The organism is Amycolatopsis sp. Hca4, assembly GCF_013364075.1.
Taxonomy (GTDB): domain Bacteria; phylum Actinomycetota; class Actinomycetes; order Mycobacteriales; family Pseudonocardiaceae; genus Amycolatopsis.
The window spans coordinates 662,519-679,207 of sequence record NZ_CP054925.1 but is presented as its reverse complement, the minus strand read 5'-3'; the positions used below and the strand labels follow the sequence as shown (position 1 = coordinate 679,207).

Genomic DNA, 16,689 nt, shown 5'->3' with positions numbered 1-16,689 from the left:
GCGGGTGGCGATCGTCGGGATGTCGGTCCTGCTGCCCGGCGCGCCCGACCTGGCGAGCTACTGGCGCAACCTCACCGCGGGGTCGACGCGATCACCGACGTGCCGCCCGGCAAGTGGGACCTCGCGCACTACGCCCGGACGAGGGGCGCCGGGCCGACCGGGTCTACTGCCGCCGCGGCGGGTTCGTCGACGAACTGGCCGAAGTGGACGTCGCCGGCTTCGGCATCATGCCGAACTCGGTGCCCGCCACCGAACCCGACCAGCTGATCGCCCTGCGCGTCGCGGCGCAGGCCGTCGCGGACGCCGGCGGCCCGGACCGGTTGCCCGCCGACCGCGCGAAGATCGGCGTCGTGCTCGGCCGCGGCGGCTACCTGACGCCGGGGCTGGTCCGGCTCGACCAGCGCGTCCGCACGGCCAGCCAGCTCGTCCGCACCCTCGGCGAGCTGCTGCCGGACCTGGACGCCGACCGGCTCGACGCGGTCCGCCAGGCCTTCACCGACCAGCTCGGTCCGGAGGCGCCGGAGTCCGCGATCGGGCTGGTGCCCCAACCTGGCCGCGTCCCGGCTGGCGAACCGGCTCGACCTGCGGGGCCCGGCGTACACGGTCGACGCCGCGTGCGCGTCCTCGCTGATCGCCGTCGACCAGGCGGTGCGGGAGCTCGAAAGCGGCCGTTGCGACGCCGTCCTCGCCGGCGGGGTGCACCACTGCCACGACATCACCTTCTGGAGCGTGTTCACCCAGCTCGGCGCGCTGTCGCCGTCGGAGCGGATCCGGCCGTTCCACCGCGACGCCGACGGCGTCCTGATCGGCGAAGGCACCGGGGTCGTCGTCCTCAAGCGGCTCGCCGACGCCCAGCGCGACGGCGACCGCGTGTACGCCGTGATCACCGGCACCGGCGTGGCTTCCGACGGGCGGACCGCGAGCCTGGCCAGCCCCGACTCCGGCGGCCAGGTCCGGGCCGTCCGCCAGGCGTGGGCCGCGGCCGGCCTCGACCCGGCTGCGCCGGACTCGATCGGCCTGCTGGAGGCGCACGGCACCGCCACCCCGGCCGGCGACGCCGCCGAGCTCGCCACCCTCGCGGAGGTCTTCGGACCCCGGGGGAGTGCGGTGCTCGGCTCGGTCAAGTCGATGATCGGCCACACGATGCCCGCGGCCGGGATCGCCGGGCTCGTCAAGGCGGCACTGGCCGTGCACCACGGCGTCCTGCTGCCCACGCTGCACTGCGACGACCCGCACCCGGCGCTCGCGAGCACCCGTTTCTCCACTTTGGACACCGCCGCCCCGTGGGACGCGCCGGTGCGCCGCGCCGGGGTCAACGCGTTCGGGTTCGGCGGGATCAACGCCCACGTCGTCCTGGAACAGGCGCCGGGGCGGGCGAAGCCGGTGGTGGTGCGCGAGCCCGAACGCGTGCTGCGGCTCGCCGCGCCGACCGTCGAGGCCCTGCGCGAAGCGTTCGACCGGGGCGAGCACCAGCCGGCCGGCGACGGTCCGGTCCGGCTCGGCATCGTCGACCCGACGGAGAAGCGGCTGGCACTGGCCCGCAAGGCGCTCGCCCGGGGCCGGGCCTGGCGCGGCCGCAACGACGTCTGGTTCACCGACCGCCCGCTGCTGGGGCCCGGCGGCGGCAAGGTCGCCTTCCTCTTCCCCGGCCTCGAATCGGAGCTCACGCTGAACTGCGGCGACGTCGCCCGGCACTTCGGCCTGCCGTGGCAGCACGCGGACGTCGAGGTCGGTGACGTCGGGCGCCAGGGTGCCGCGGTGTTCGAGCTCGGTCGGCTGCTGCACGCCGCGCTCGGCAGGCTCGGCGTCACGCCGGACGCCGTCGCCGGGCACAGCCTGGGCGAATGGACGGCGATGGCCGTCGCCGGCGTCTACGCCGAGGCCGAGGTCGACGCCTTCCTCGCCGGGTTCGACCCGGACGCCCTCGTCGTCCCCGGGCTGGCCTTCGCCGCGATCGGCGCGCCCGCGCCGCGGGTGCTCGAGGAGCTGGCCGGGCGGGCGGACGTCGTGCTGTCGCACGACAACGCGCCGAACCAGGCCATGATCTGCGGTCCGGAGGCGGCCGTCGGCGCACTCGTGCAGCGCTTCCGCGACGCCGGGATCGTGGCGCAGGTGCTGCCGTTCCGGTCCGGCTTCCACACGCCGATGCTGCGGCCGTACCTGGACCCGATCCGCGAGGCCGCCGAGCGGTTCACCCTGCACCCGCCGGCCCTGCCGCTCTGGTCCGCGACCACGGTCTCGGAGTACCCCGCGGCCCCGGCCGAGGTCCGCGAGCTGTTCGTCCGGCACCTGCTGGAGCCGGTCCGGTTCCGCCCGCTGGTGCGGGCCTTGCACGACGACGGCGTCCGCGCGTTCGTCCAGGTCGGCGCCGGGCAGCTCGGCTCCCTGGTCGGGGACACCCTGCACGGCGAAGAACACCTCGTCGTGGCCGCGCATTCGGGGCAGCGTCCGGGGCTGGCGCAGCTGCGCCGGGTCGCGACCGCGCTGTGGGCCGACGGCCTGGATATCGACTTCACGCGCCTGCCCGGCGAACGCCCGGCCGGGCCGAAGGCGGTCAAGCTCGACCTCGGCGGCCGGCTGATCTCCCTCGACGACCAGGTCCGCGCGCGGATCGCGCTGCCCGCCGTCCGCAAGTCCGCGGTGGACGGCCTGGCCGCCAAGGGCCCCCTCGCCGCGGAGTTCGCCGCCCTGCTGGCCGACACGGCCGAGCTGGCGTCCACCGTGCTCGCCGGCCCGGCGCGCCGCCCGCCGGCACCGCGGCCGCTCGACACCACGCTCACCGTGTCACTGGACGCGATGCCATACCTGCTCGACCACTGCTTCTTCAAGCAGCCGCCGCAGGCCGACCCGGGCGACCGGTGGCCGGTCGTGCCGGCCACCACGGTGATCGACCACCTGATGCGGTTCGCCGAGCAGGCCGCGCCCGGACGGCACGCGGTCGCCGTGCACGACGTCCGGCTCAGCCAGTGGATCACCGCGGTCCCGGCGGTCACCGTCCCGGTGCGCGTCCGGCCACAGGGCACCGACCGGGTGTTCGCGACGCTGGCGGGCTATTCGCAGGCCGTCGTGGAACTCGCCCCGGAGTACCCGGCCGCCGGGCCGGCGCCGTGGCGGTTCCCGGCGTCGGCCGAACAGGTGCCCGAGACCACCGCGGCGCAGCTGTACAGCGAGCGCTGGATGTTCCACGGCCCGCTGTTCCAGGGCGTCACCGAGCTCACGGCCGTCGGCGAGCAGCACGTGCGCGCTGTGCTGACCACGCCGGACGCACCCGGCGCGCTGCTCGACAACGTCGGCCAGGTGCTGGGCTACTGGATCATGTCCCGGCTGCCCGAGCGGACCACCGTGTTCCCGGTCGCCATGCGCGAAATCCGGTTCCACGGCCCGCACCCGGCGCCCGGCGAGCGCCTGGAGTGCCTGGTCCGGATCACCGGGCTGACCGAGGAGTTCCTCGACGCCGACATGCAGCTGGTCCACAACGGACGGGTGTGGGCCGAGTTCACCGGCTGGCGCGACCGCCGGTTCGACAGCACTCCGCACATCCGGCAGGCCGACCGCACGCCCGAGCGCTCGACGCTGTCGCACGCCCAGCCGGGCGGCTGGGCGCTGGTCCACGAGCAGTGGCCCGACCTGGCCACCCGCGAGCTGATCATGCGCAACTACCTCGCCGGCCCCGAGCGCGAAGCCTACGACCGCCGTCCGCCGCGCGGGCGGCGCCAGTGGCTGCTCGGCCGGATCGCGGCCAAGGACGCGGTCCGCCAGTTCCTCTGGGCCCGCGGCGAAGGCGAGATGTTCCCCGCCGAACTGCGCATCGGCAACGACGAAGCCGGGCGGCCCTTCGCGACCGGTGCTTACGGCCGGGAGCTGCCGCCGGTGACGGTTTCCGTGGCGCACCGCGCCGAAGCCGGGGTGGCGATCGCCCGGCACGGGCCGTGCGGCATCGACGTCGAGGAGGTCGTGCCGCGTTCGGAGTCCACTGTGGAGGCCGCGCTCGGGCCGGGCGAGCTGGCGTTGTTCGCGGGCCTGTCGGGCGACCCGGAGCGGTGGTTCGCCCGGTTCTGGACGGCGAAGGAAGCCGTGGCGAAGCTGCGCGGCACCGGGCTGCGCGGCGAACCGCGGGACTTCGAGGTCGTCGCGGCGACCCCGGAAGAGCTGACCGTCCGCGTCGCGGGCCGCGAGTACCGCGTGTGCTGCGCCGACGTCGAGAACCCGCCCGGCGCGCCGCCGCGCCGCTACGTCGTCGCCTGGACCGAAGAGACGAAGGAGACTGCCGGATGAGCATCGAGACCACGGCCGCGAACGAGGTGACCGTGCTCGCCCAGCTGAGCGGCATGCTGCGGGAGCTGCTCGAAGAGTACGGGCTGGACGACGCCGAGATCACCATGGAGACGACGTTCCACGATGACCTCGAACTGGAGAGCGTGGATCTGGTGGCGCTGTCCGGGCAGCTGCGCGAGCAGTACGGCGACCGCGTCAACTTCGCGACCTTCATCGCCGAACGCGACCTCGACGAGATCATCGCGCTGACCGTCGGCGAGCTCGTCCGCTACATCGTCGCCTCCCTGCGGGAGACGGCGTGAGCCGCGTTCGCGCGGGCGAGCTGGACGTGCACGTCCAGCGGCTGACGCCGGCGGAGCCGCCGGACGGGGACGCGCCGATCGTGGTGTGCGTCCACGGCCTGCTCACCGACAGCCTGGCCAGCTACTACTTCACCCTCGGCCCGGCCTTCGCCGAGCGCGGGCTCGACGTGCTGATGTACGACCTGCGCGGGCACGGCCGCACGACTCGCCCGGCCTCCGGGTACCACCTGGAGCGGTTCGTCGACGACCTCGTCGCGGTCCTCGACGCCTGTGACGTCACCCGGCCGGTGCACGTCGTCGGCAACTCCTTCGGTGCCTCGGTCGCGCTCGGGCTGGCCGCCGCCCGGCCCGACCGGGTGGCCAGCGTCGTCGTGCTGGAGGGCGAACCGCCGACCGAGGAGTGGACCCGGCACATGGCCGACGGGCTCGCCGACGCCAAGACCCGGCTGGCGAGCGACGAGGTGATCGGCTGGATCGCCGAGAACCACGGCGCGCACACCGCACGGCTGTCCAAGGCCGCGAACCGGATCCTGCAGACCACGACGATCGCCGAGGACATCCCGCGCAGCGCGACCATCGCGGCCGACCTCTCGGCGATCCGCTGCCCGGTGTTCGCCGTCTTCGGCGGCGACTCCGGCCTGGCGGCCCAGGTGCCGCACTTCGAGACGCACCTGCCGGGCTGCCGCTGTGTGGTGCTGCCCGACCAGGGGCATTCGGTACTGGTCGAGCGGACCGCCGAGGTCATCGAGCTGATCTCCGGCTGGGTCCGCGACACCGCGCGCACGCAGGCCAGGGTGCGGTAGTGGCCCGGTTCCTCTTCGTCGTCCCGCCCCTGGTCGGGCACGTCAACCCGGCCGTCGGCGTCGCGGCCGAGCTCACCGCGCGCGGCCACGAAGTCGCCTGGGCCGGCCACGACGAACTGCTGTGGCAGCTGGCCGGCCCGGACGCGCTCGTCTTCGCCTGCGCCGTGCCGCGCGACCGGCCCGAGCGCCCGCCCGAGCTGAAAGGCCCGGCGGCGCTGCGGTTTCTCTGGCAGGACTTCCTCGTCCCGCTGGCCGACGCGATGGCCCCCGGCGTGACCGCGGCACTCGACGCGTTCGAACCGCACGTCGTGGTGGCCGACCAGCAGGCACTGGCCGGCGGCGTGCTCGCCGAGGCCCGCAGCCTGCCGTGGGTCACCTCGGCGACGACGTCGGCCGAGCTCGTGGACCCCCTCGCCGGGATGCCGAAGGTGGCGGACTGGGTCGACGGGCTGCTCGACGGGCTGCGCGCGCGGATCGCCGACGGCCGCGGGACAGCGGACCCGCGGTTCTCGCCGCACGGCGTCCTGGCCTTCACGACCCGCGAACTGCTCGGCGAGACCGTGCTGCCGCCGTCGGTCCGGCTCGTCGGGCCCGCCCTCGGCGCCCGGCCGTCCACGGTGGACTTCCCGTGGGAGTGGCTCGATCCACTGGTGCCGACGGTATTGGTGTCCCTCGGCACCGCGAACGCGACCGCCGGCGCCGGGTTCCTGAGCGCGACGGCGGAGGCGTTCGCCGGGCTGACGGCCCGTGCGGTGATCGCCGACCCGGCCGGCGTACTCGGCGACGTCCCGCCGAACGTCCTGGTGCGGCCGCGGGTCCCGCAGCTGCCGCTGCTGTCGCGGGTGGACGCGGTGGTGTGCCACGCGGGCCACAACACGGTCTGCGAAACGCTGTGGCACGGGCTCCCGCTGGTGGTCGCCCCGATCCGCGACGACCAGCCGATCGTGGCGGCTCAGGTGGTGGCGGCGGGCGCGGGGATCCGCTTGCGGTTCGGCCGCGCGGACGCCTCCAGGATCGCGGCGGCGGTCGAGGGGGTGCTGACGGAACCGGCATACCGGCGCGCGGCGGAGAGGGTGGCGGAGTCATTCCACGCAGCCGGCGGCAGCGGGGCCGCTGCGGGGTTCTGGAGCAGCTCGCCTTGGAGAGCCTGGCGCACCTGGGGCTCGGAAAGCCCTGATTTACTTCGAAAAATCACGCGGATACCGTCGATGCATGACTGTTTCCCGCTGCACTTCCGAAGACGTTCCCGAACTCGTGCGGTCGGCCGCCGGGCTGTTCGCCGAAGACGCCGGGCGCCACGACCCCCGCATGGACCTCGGCTGGCCGGCGCGCGAAGGCACGGCCTACTACGCGAAGCTCGTCGACGATCCGGACTGCCTGTGCCTGCTGGGCGGCGGCGGGCACTTGGTCGGCCGGATACGGCCGCCGGACCCGTTACGGCCCGGCACGGTGACCGCAGTGCTGGAGAGCATGCGCGTGGGCCCGGAGCACCGCCGCTCGGGGATCGGCGGCGAGCTGGTCACGGCGTTTCTCGCGTGGTCGGCGGAAAAGGGCGCGGACGAGGTCACCGTCCGGGCCTATGCCGCCAACGAACCCGCCATCGCCTTCTACCGCGCGCAGGGGTTCGAGCCGTTCGAACTGACCCTGCGTCACCGGAACGGGTGGCTATCCACAGTGGACGCCGGCTACTAGCTTGGAGAGATGACGGCCACCGCGGAAGTCACGCCCGGCACCGCGGCGCCGCCCGCGCTGAGCCGCGGCCGGGTCAACGCCGTGTTCGGCGCCGTGCTGCTGGGGATGCTGCTGGCGGCGCTGGACCAGACCATCGTCGGCACCGCGCTGCCCACCATCGTCGGCGACCTCGGCGGCGCCGGGCACCTGTCCTGGGTGGTGACGTCCTACCTGCTGGCCGAGACCGTCATGACGGTGGTCGTCGGCAAGCTCGGCGACCTGTTCGGCCGCAAGCTGATGTTCCAGCTGTCGGTCATCGTGTTCGGCATCGGCTCGTTCTGCGCCGGGTTCGCCGACAGCATGGTCTGGCTGATCGTCTGGCGCGCGGTGCAGGGCCTGGGCGGCGGCGGGCTGATGGTCACCTCGACCGCGCTGATCGCCGACGTCGTCCCGCTGCGCGAGCGCGGCAAGTACCAGGGTGTGCTCGGTTCGGTGTTCGGCGTGGTGACCGTCGCGGCCCGATGCTGGGCGGCTTCTTCGTCGACCACCTCTCCTGGCGGTGGGCCTTCTACGTCAACATCCCGCTGGTCGTGGTGGTGCTCGTGGTGGCGTCCTCGGCGATGCCGAACGCCCCGCGCCGCGGTCAAGCCGGTCATCGACTACGCCGGCATCCTGCTGATCGGCCTCGCCGCGACCGGCCTGACCCTGGTGACGAGCTGGGGCGGCACGCAGTACGCGTGGGGCTCGCCGACCATCGTCGGGATGGCGGTCGGCTCGGTGGTGCTGCTGGCCGCGTTCGTCTTCGTGGAGCTGCGGGCCAAGGAGCCGATGCTGCCGATGCGGCTGTTCCGCAACCCGGTGTTCACCGTCGGCGGGATCATGAGCTTCGTCGTCGGCTTCGCGATGCTCGGCGCGCTGTCCTACCTGCCGACGTACATGCAGTACGTCCAGGGCACGTCGGCGACGACGTCCGGGGTCCGGCTGCTGCCGATGGTGCTGGCCCTGCTCGTCGCGTCGATCGCCGCGGGCAACGCGGTGAGCCGCACCGGGCGGTACAAGATCTTCCCGCTGGCCGGCGCGGCGGGCATGACGATCGGGCTGTACCTGCTTTCGCGGCTGGACACCGGCACCGGGTTCTGGGAGGCGTCGGCGTACATGGCCGTGCTGGGCCTGGGCATCGGGCTCGGGATGCAGGTGCTGACGATCGCGGTGCAGAACACGGTCGACTACGCCGACCTGGGCGTCGCGACCTCGGGGGTGACGTTCCTGCGCTCGATCGGCAGCTCGTTCGGCGCGGCGATCTTCGGCACGGTGTACGCCAACCAGCTGACGCCGAAGCTGGCCGCGATCCCGGTGCCGCCGGGCGTGGATCCCCGGGCGCTGCAGGTGCCCACGGCGCTGCACGCGCTGCCGGAGTCGGTGTCGGCCCCCCGTGATCCGCGCGTACAGCGACTCGCTGCACGTCGTGTTCCTCGCGGCGGCGCCGGTCGGCCTGGTGGCGCTGGTGCTGGCCTTCTTCCTGAAGGAGGTCCCGCTGCGCGACACGGCCCGCGCGGCGGCCCCGGACCTCGGCGACGGCTTCGCGATGCCGGAAGCCCGCACCGGTGACCGCGAACTCGAGCGCGCGGTGGCGACGCTGTTCTTCCGCGAGCGCCGTCAGGTGGCACCGGCGATCGTCGAGCGGGCCGGCGGCGACCTCGACGAAGGCGGGATCTGGTGCCTGCTGCAGGTCCACCTGCGGGAACGCCGTGGTTCGCCGGCCACCCTGCGGGCGATCGGGGAGTACTTCGGCGTGCCCGCGCCGGTGCTGGAGCCGGCGTTCAACCGCCTGGAGCTGACGGGCCACCTGAGGTACACGCGGAACGGCTGGGAGCTGACCGACGCGGGCCGGGCGGAGTTCGGGAAGGTGGTCCGGGCCTGGCACGACTGGCTGGCCGACCGCCTCGGCGACTGGGGAGCGGCCGACCGGGCCGCACTGGACGCGGCGATCGGGCGCGTCGCGGCCCGGCTGATGGACCAGAGCGCCGAGGTGCGCAGCTACGGACGGCACGCTCTGGCTTGACCCGCGCCGCGGGATCTCAGCGGCGCCAGAAGTCGTGGGGGGTGCGGCCGGGCCGGAAGCCGCAGGACTCCACCAGGGCCGCGGCGTCCTCGAAGCCGCGGCCGACCAGGGCCGGGTCGTGGGCGTCGCTGCCGAAGGCCACCGTTTCGCCGCCCGCCTCGAACCACCAGCGGACCACCTCGCCGGGCAACGGCACCTGCGTGTTCACCTCCAGTGCGCGCCCACTCTCCCCGAGCGCCCGCAGGACCGTGCGGAACTCCTCCTCGAAGTCGGCCACCACGAACGGGGGCCCTTCGGCCGGCCACGAGCGCAGCGCGTAGTCGATGTGGGTGAGGACCGCGAAGTCCGCCGTCGACTCCACCAGGCCCAGGACCTCGCCGAGGTAGGCGCGCAGCAGGTCGCCCGGCGGGCGGTCGGTGATCACCGTCAGCTCGTGGTGGTGGCCGCCTTCGGAGAGGGAGTGCACCGAGCCGAGCACGCGGTCGAAGTCGTGGGCCGCCAGCAGCGCGTCGGCGCGGGGGCGGTGCCAGTGCGGCTCGCTCAGTTCCACGCCCGAGAGGATCCGCAGGCCGGGGAACCGCGAGCGGCACTCCTCGATGCACGCCAGGTAGCCCGGCACGTCCAGCTCCGGTGGCTCCAGCACGCCGTCCGGGCGCAGGTACCCGCGGAAGTGGTCCGGGAGCTGCGGCCGGATCGCGGCGGGGAGCAGCCAGGGCGTCAGGTCCGCGTGCTCGGTGAACGCCAGCGAGGGGAGGCCGAGGTCGATCGCCCGCCGGCACGAGCCGATCATCGATCCGGTGACCGTGTCCCAGGACCACTCCGTGTGGACGTGACCGTCCGTCGGCAGGCTCACCACCCCGATTGTGCACTAGCGTCTGTCGCATGGCGGTCAAGGCTGTGGAGCTCGAAGTCGGCCCGCACACCGTGCGGATCTCGAACCCGGACCGGGTCTACTTCCCGGCCCGGGGCGAGACGAAGCTCGACCTGGTCAACTACTACCTCTCGGTGGGGGACGGCATCGTCAACGCTCTCCGGGAGCGGCCCTGCATGCTGCACCGGTTCCCGTCCGGGGTGGCCGGGGAGAAGGTGCACCAGAAGCGGGTGCCGAACGGGGCTCCGCCGTGGCTGGAGACCGTCCGGGTCACCTTTCCGCGGTACAACCGGCACGCTGATGAGCTTTGTGTCACCGAGCTTGCGCACGTGGCCTGGGCGGTGCAGATGTCCACAGTGGAGTTCCATCCGTGGAACTCGCGGCGGGCCGATACCGAAAGGCCTGACGAGTGGCGGATCGATCTCGATCCGATGCCCGACTGCGGGTACGACCGGGTTCGGCGGGTTGCGCACGTTGCGCACGAGATTCTCGACGAGCTCGGTGCGGTGGGGTGGCCGAAGACTTCGGGTGGGCGGGGGTTGCACATCTACGTGCGGATTTCGCCTGAGTGGGGGTTCTCCGACGTTCGTCGGGCGGCGCTGGCCTTCGCGCACGAAGTCGAACGGCGGGCTCCTGATGACGTGACCACCACCTGGTGGCGGAAGGACCGGGATCCTCGGCTGCTCTTCGTCGACTACAACCAGAACGCCCGGGATCACACCATTGCCAGTGCCTACTCGGTCCGGGGGAATCCTGAAGGGACTGTCTCCACGCCGATTCGGTGGGAAGAGATCGATGATGCCGAGCCGGGGGACTTCACCATTGCCACCGTTCCGGCGCGGTTTGCCGAGGTGGGGGATCTTCACGCTGGGATCGACAAGGCTGTTTTCTCGCTGGAGCCGTTGCTCGAGTGGGCTGATCGGGACGGTGTCGAAGAACCTCCCGGTGCCGATTGATGTTCTCCGGTTCTCTTCGGCCTCGGCTTCTGCTGCTTCCGGGGTTCCGCACCCCCGAAGCCCGATTGTGCCGTGTTTTGGCTTCGGATCGGGGTTGCGGGGGTCTGGGCTTCTTCCTGGCTCGGTTTTGTGGTGTGTTTTCGCTGCGCGTTGGTCAGTTCAGGCGTTCGATGATTGTTGCGTTGGCCAGGCCTCCGGCCTCGCACATTGTCTGGAGGCCGTAGCGGCCTCCTGTTTGCTCCAGGACCGACAGCAATGTTGTTGCCAGGCGTGCTCCACTTGCTCCCAGGGGGTGGCCCAGTGCTGTTGCTCCTCCGTTGATGTTCACTTTGGTCGGGTCTGCGCCTGTTTCCTTCTGCCAGGCCAGTACCACGCTGGTGAATGCCTCGTTGACCTCGAATGCGTCGATGTCCGTTATCTTCAGGCCCGCTTTCTGCAGGACCTTGCGGGTGGCTGGAATGATGCCCGTCAGCATCAGCAGGGGGTCGTCGCCCGTTACCGCGAAACTGTGGATTCGGGCTCGGGGCTTCAAGCCCGACGCTGCCGCCGTCTCGGCGCTGGTGATCAGGAGCGCTGCTGCTCCGTCGTTGATCGGTGAAGAGTTGCCCGCCGTGATGTGCCAGCCCAGGTTCGGGAAGCGCTGCTCCCAGATTTCCGCGCGGAACGCCGGCTTCAAGCCGGCGAGGATCTCCGGGGTCGTTCCCGGGCGGACCGTCTCGTCCGTCGTGATCTCCCGGAGGGTTCCGTCGGCGCCGGGGGCCTTGATCGGTGCCACTTCTGCGGCGAACTTGCCGTCCGCCCAGGCCTTGGCCGCGCGCTGGTGGCTCTCCGCCGCGAACTCGTCCAGCTGCTGCCGGGTGAAGCCCCACTTCGCGGCGATCAGCTCCGCGCTGATGCCCTGCGGCACCAAGCCCTCCGGGTAGCGCGCCGCCACCTGGGGGCCGAACGGGTCGCGGCCGGCCACCTGGCTGCCCATCGGCACCCTGCTCATCGACTCGACCCCCGAGGCGATCACCACGTCGTACGCGCCCGCGATCACCCCCTGGGCGGCGAAGTGGACGGCCTGCTGGCTGCTGCCGCACTGGCGGTCGACCGTCACCGCGGGAACCGACTCCGGCAGGCCGGCCGCCAGTGCGGCCCAGCGTGCCGTGTTCATGCTCTGCTCGCCGATCTGGCCCACGGCTCCGCTGATCACGTCGTCGATGCGGGCCGGGTCCACCCCGGTTCGCTCGACCAGGGCGCGCAGGGCGTGGGCGTGCAGGTCCACCGGGTGCACCCCGGCGAGGGCGCCGTTCGGCTTGCCCTTGCCGATCGGGGTTCGTACCGCGTCGACGATCACCGCGTTCGTCATGGCGTCTGCCTCCTCGCAGATCGGGATGCCTTCGGTATACGCCCGGTCAGTTGGAATTCACAACTTTACTGTTCCGCACGTCACATGGCGTTGACGTGCTAGGTTGGATTTTCAATCCCGTGGAGGTGGCATGGTCCGGCGTGGTCGTGAGTGCTCGGTCGCCGAGGCGCTCGAGGTCGTCGGGGAGCGGTGGAGCCTGCTCGCGCTGCGGGAGATCATGCTGGGGGAGCGGCGGTTCAACCAGATCGCCGAGAACACCGGGGCCAGCCGGGACATCCTGGCCGCGCGGCTGCGCAAGCTCGTCGACGCCGGAGTGCTGGAGAAGGTCCAGTACGAGGCTCACCCGCCGCGCCACGAGTACCACCCCACCGAAGCCGGGCGGGCCCTGCAGCCGATCCTGCTCGGCCTGATGGCCTGGGGTGACAAGTACGTCCACCAGGGCGAACCGCCCACGCTCTGGCGGCACGCCTGCGGCGAGGTGCTCGAGCCGGCCACCGTCTGCGCTCACTGCGGTGGTCCCGTGAACGCTCCCGGCACCCACGCGATCCGGCTCGGTGCCGTGCACGCCTGATCGCAGCCACCCCGCCACCCGGCCTCCTTGCTTCGGCAAGGAGGCCTTTTTGCTGCCCGGCCGTTGACTTGAGACCCACGTCACTGTAACTCTTGGACGAATAAACGCAAGAACCTGACAGATGACCGGTAAATGACGGCAACTGACAGGAAGATCCCGGTTTCGTCTCCCTCCCCTCCCCGGATCCGAGGAACCGCATGAGAACGAAGCGAGTGTTGTCACCCGCGGCTGCCTTCGCCGCCCTGTCCCTGCTCCTGGCCACGCCCGCCGCGCCGGCGAGCGCGGCCCCGGCCGCCGCTCCCGCCGTCCGGCCTGCGGCGCAGGCCGCCGCCGCGACCTACACCGCCAGCAGCCAGCTCGCCGGCTATCCCGCGTCGAACGTCGGCGACGGGAACCAGGACAGCTACTGGGAAAGCACGAACAACCAGTTCCCGCAGTGGGTCCAGGCCGACCTCGGCACGCCGACCGACGTGGCGCAGCTCGTGCTCAAGCTGCCGGCCGCGAATTGGGGTGCCCGTACCGAGACCTTCAGCGTCCAGGGCAGCACCGACGGGACCACCTTCACCGACCTCAAGCCCTCGGCCGGGTACGTGTTCGACCCGGCCAAGGCCAACACCGTGACCGTCGACGTCAGCGGCAAGCCCCGGTACGTCCGGCTGAACGTCTCGGCGAACACCGGCTGGCCCGCCGCCCAGCTGTCGGAGTTCGAGGTGCACGGCCCGGCCGGCGGGGACACCCAGCCGCCGTCCGCGCCCGGCAACCTCGCCTACACCCAGCCGGCCGGCGGTCAGATCCGGCTGACGTGGTCGGCGTCGACCGACAACACCGGCGTCGCCGGCTACGACGTCTACGCGAACGGCCAGCTCCGCGGCAGCGTCGGCGGGACCGTCCTGACCTACACCGACAGCCAGCCCGACGGTGCGACCGTCTCGTACTTCGTCCGCGCGAAGGACGCCGCGGGCAACCAGTCGGCCGCGAGCAACACCGTGACCCGCGCCGGCACCCAGGCCGGGACGAACCTCGCGCTGGGCAAGCCGATCACGGCGTCCTCGACCGAGTGGACGTACGTGGCCGCCAACGCCAACGACGACTCGCTGACGACGTACTGGGAGGGCGGCGGTGGGACGTACCCCAACCTCCTGACCGTCGCGCTCGGGGCGAACGCCGACCTGAACCAGGTCGTGGTCAAGCTCAACCCCGACCCGGCGTGGGGGCCGCGGACCCAGACGATCGCGGTCGAAGGCCGTGAGCAGAGCGCGTCCGCCTTCACCACCCTGGCCGCCGCCCAGACCTACAGCTTCAGCCCCGCGACCGGCAACACCGTGACGATCCCGCTCGGCGGCCGGGCCGCCGACGTGCGCCTGCGCGTCACCGCCAACTCCGGCGCGGGCGGCGGGCAGGCCGCGGAGTTCCAGGTCTTCGGCGTCCCCGCGCCGAATCCCGACCTGACCATCTCCGGCGTGTCCTGGTCGCCGCAGAACCCGGTGGAGACCGATGCGATCACCGCGTCGGCGACCGTCCGCAACGCCGGGACGGCCGCCTCCGGGGCGACGAACGTCAACCTCTACCTGGGGACGACCAAGGTCGGCACGGCGAACGTCGGTGCGCTGGCCGCCGGTGCGTCGACGACCGTGTCGGCGAACATCGGCACCCGGGACGCCGGCAGCTACCAGCTGACGGCGAAGGTCGACGAGGCCAACGCCGTCATCGAGCAGAACGAGGCCAACAACTCCTTCACGAGTTCGACGGCGCTGGTCGTCAGTCCGGTGCAGAGCTCCGACCTGGTCGCCGCGACGGCGTGGTCGCCTGGCAACCCGTCCGCGGGCAACACCGTCACCTTCACCACCACCCTGCGCAACCAGGGGACCGTGGCCAGTGCGGGCGGGGCCCACGGCGTCACGGTGACGATCTCCGACCAGAGCGGCACCGTCGTCAAGACGCTGACCGGCAGCTACACCGGGGCCATCGCCGCCGGCGCGACCGCCGCGCCGGTGACCGTCGGCACCTGGACCGCGGCCAACGGCCGGTACACGGTCAAGACCGTGGTGGCGAACGACGCCAACGAACTGCCCGTCAAGCAGGGCAACAACACCGGCACGCAGGCGCTCTTCGTCGGCCGTGGCGCGAACATGCCCTACGACATGTACGAGGCCGAGGACGGCGTGCTCGCCGGCGGCGCGGGCGTGGTCGGCCCGAACCGCACGATCGGTGACCTCGCGGGTGAGGCATCGGGCCGCAAGGCCGTCACGCTCAACTCGACCGGCTCGTCCGTGGAGTTCACCACCCGCGCGGCGACCAACACCCTCGTCACCCGGTTCTCCATCCCGGACAGCGCGGGCGGCGGCGGGATCAACGCGACCCTCAACGTCTACGTCGACGGCACCTTCCTCAAGGCCATCGACCTGACGTCGCACTACGCGTGGCTCTACGGCGCCGAAACCGGCCCGGGCAACTCGCCGGGCACCGGACCGCGGCACATCTACGACGAGGCGAGCACGCTGCTCGGCACGACCGTGCCCGCCGGCCACCGGATCAAGCTGCAGAAGGACGCCGCCAACAGCACGAACTACGCGATCGACTTCGTCAACTTCGAGCAGGCCACCGCGGTCGGCAACCCGGACCCGGCGCACTTCGCGACGCCGGCCGGGTTCACCCAGCAGGACGTGCAGGCCGCCCTCGACAAGGTCCGGCAGGACGCCACGCTCACCGGCGTCTACCTGCCGGCCGGGGACTACGCGCTGTCGAGCAAGCTGAACGTCTACGGCAAGGCCGTCACGGTCACCGGCGCCGGGCCGTGGTTCACGAAGTTCTCCGCGCCCTCGGGCCAGGAGAACACCGACATCGGCATCGACGTCCAGTCGAGCGCCAACGGCTCGACGTTCAGCGGGTTCGCGGTGTTCGGGAACTACACCTCCCGCATCGACGGCCCCGGCAAGGTGTTCAACCTGACCAACGTGGCGAACCTGATGATCGACAACATCTGGGTCGAGCACCAGGTGGTCATGGTCTGGGGCACCAACGTGGACAACACCACGATCAAGAACTCCCGGATCCGCGACACCTTCGCCGACGGCGTCAACCTCACGAACGGGAGCACCGGCAACCACGTCACCAACATCGAAGCCCGGTCCACCGGTGACGACAGCTTCGCGCTGTTCGCCGCCACGGACATCAACGCGGGCAACCAGTACGACAACGTGTTCGAGAACCTGACCGCGCTCACCCCGTGGCGCGCGGCCGGGCTGGCGGTGTACGGCGGGTACAACAACACCTTCCGGAACCTCTACATCGCGGACACGCTGACCTACTCGGCGATCACGATCAGCTCGCTCGACTTCGGCTACCCGTTCCTCGGGTTCGGGCCGCAGCCGACGACGGTCCAGAACGCCTCGCTGGTCCGGGACGGCGGCCACTTCTGGGGCCAGCAGACGTTCCCGGCGATCTGGCTGTTCTCCGCGTCCAAGGAGTTCCGCGGCATCCGGGTGTCCGACGTGGACATCCAGAGCCCGACCTACAGCGGCATCATGTTCCAGACCAAGTACGACGGCACCACGCCGGAGCACCCGGTCGAGGACACCGTGCTGACGAACGTGTCGATCACCGGCGCCCACCGCAGCGGGGACGCCTTCGACGCCAAGTCCGGGATCGGGATCTGGGCCAACGAGCTGCCGGAACCGGGCCAGGGCCCGGCCGTCGGCTCGGCGACCTTCACCGGGCTCACCCTGGCCGACAACGCCGAGGACATCCGCAACCGCACCACCACGTTCACCATCAACCGCACCTGAGAAGAGCCGGGTGTGCCCGCCGGGAAACCGTTTCCCGGCGGG

Annotated in this window: 10 protein-coding genes and 2 pseudogenes; 10 read left to right on the top strand and 2 right to left on the bottom strand. The window is 71.9% G+C overall.

Features of this window, described 5'->3' with window-relative positions; translation table 11 throughout:
- The first annotated feature begins 19 nt into the window (after positions 1-19).
- The 7 genes and pseudogenes from HUT10_RS02765 (at position 20) to HUT10_RS52035 (ending at position 9,113) form a co-directional block, all read left to right on the top strand.
- A pseudogene (locus tag HUT10_RS02765) lies at positions 20-4,275 on the top strand (beta-ketoacyl synthase N-terminal-like domain-containing protein).
- A complete protein-coding gene (locus tag HUT10_RS02760; RefSeq protein ID WP_176169720.1) occupies positions 4,272-4,577 on the top strand; it encodes an acyl carrier protein in 306 nt (101 codons plus the stop codon). The pseudogene HUT10_RS02765 and the gene HUT10_RS02760 overlap by 4 nt, the downstream one beginning before the upstream one ends.
- The gene (locus HUT10_RS02755) at positions 4,574-5,380 is read left to right on the top strand and encodes an alpha/beta fold hydrolase (protein WP_176169719.1); all 807 of its coding nucleotides are present in this window, start codon (positions 4,574-4,576) and stop codon (positions 5,378-5,380) included. Before HUT10_RS02760 ends, HUT10_RS02755 begins: the two co-directional genes overlap by 4 nt.
- Positions 5,380-6,557, top strand: a pseudogene (locus HUT10_RS02750) (glycosyltransferase). The gene HUT10_RS02755 and the pseudogene HUT10_RS02750 overlap by 1 nt, the downstream one beginning before the upstream one ends.
- A 35-nt stretch (positions 6,558-6,592) precedes the next feature.
- Positions 6,593-7,072, top strand: coding sequence for an N-acetyltransferase (locus tag HUT10_RS02745; RefSeq protein WP_176169718.1), 480 nt, complete (start codon positions 6,593-6,595; stop codon positions 7,070-7,072).
- 9 nt (positions 7,073-7,081) lie between these two features.
- Positions 7,082-8,659: an MDR family MFS transporter gene (locus HUT10_RS02740; RefSeq protein WP_368660735.1), complete on the top strand. Its 1,578-nt coding sequence runs from the start codon at positions 7,082-7,084 to the stop codon at positions 8,657-8,659.
- The gene (locus tag HUT10_RS52035; protein ID WP_368660734.1) at positions 8,556-9,113 is read left to right on the top strand and encodes a hypothetical protein; all 558 of its coding nucleotides are present in this window, start codon (positions 8,556-8,558) and stop codon (positions 9,111-9,113) included. Before HUT10_RS02740 ends, HUT10_RS52035 begins: the two co-directional genes overlap by 104 nt.
- Positions 9,114-9,129: 16 nt before the next feature.
- Here the strand turns inward: HUT10_RS52035 and HUT10_RS02735 are convergent, their stop codons facing one another.
- Entirely contained in the window at positions 9,130-9,966 is an 837-nt protein-coding gene (locus HUT10_RS02735) for a PHP domain-containing protein (protein ID WP_176169717.1), read from the bottom strand.
- 29 nt (positions 9,967-9,995) lie between these two features.
- On the opposite strand from HUT10_RS02735, the gene ligD reads away from it, so the two are divergent.
- The gene (ligD, locus tag HUT10_RS02730) at positions 9,996-10,940 is read left to right on the top strand and encodes a non-homologous end-joining DNA ligase (protein ID WP_176169716.1); all 945 of its coding nucleotides are present in this window, start codon (positions 9,996-9,998) and stop codon (positions 10,938-10,940) included.
- Between the two features lie 154 nt (positions 10,941-11,094).
- Here the strand turns inward: ligD and HUT10_RS02725 are convergent, their stop codons facing one another.
- On the bottom strand, positions 11,095-12,291 hold the full coding sequence (locus tag HUT10_RS02725) for a thiolase family protein (protein ID WP_176169715.1): 1,197 nt from the start codon (positions 12,289-12,291) through the stop codon (positions 11,095-11,097).
- A 130-nt stretch (positions 12,292-12,421) separates the two neighbouring features.
- Between HUT10_RS02725 and HUT10_RS02720 the strand changes: the two genes are divergently transcribed.
- Together HUT10_RS02720 and HUT10_RS02715 are read left to right on the top strand one after the other, a co-directional pair.
- On the top strand, positions 12,422-12,862 hold the full coding sequence (locus HUT10_RS02720; RefSeq protein WP_176169714.1) for a helix-turn-helix domain-containing protein: 441 nt from the start codon (positions 12,422-12,424) through the stop codon (positions 12,860-12,862).
- Between the two features lie 197 nt (positions 12,863-13,059).
- Positions 13,060-16,647, top strand: a complete 3,588-nt coding sequence (locus HUT10_RS02715) for a discoidin domain-containing protein (protein WP_176169713.1) — start codon at positions 13,060-13,062, stop codon at positions 16,645-16,647.
- The last annotated feature ends 42 nt before the right edge of the window (positions 16,648-16,689 follow it).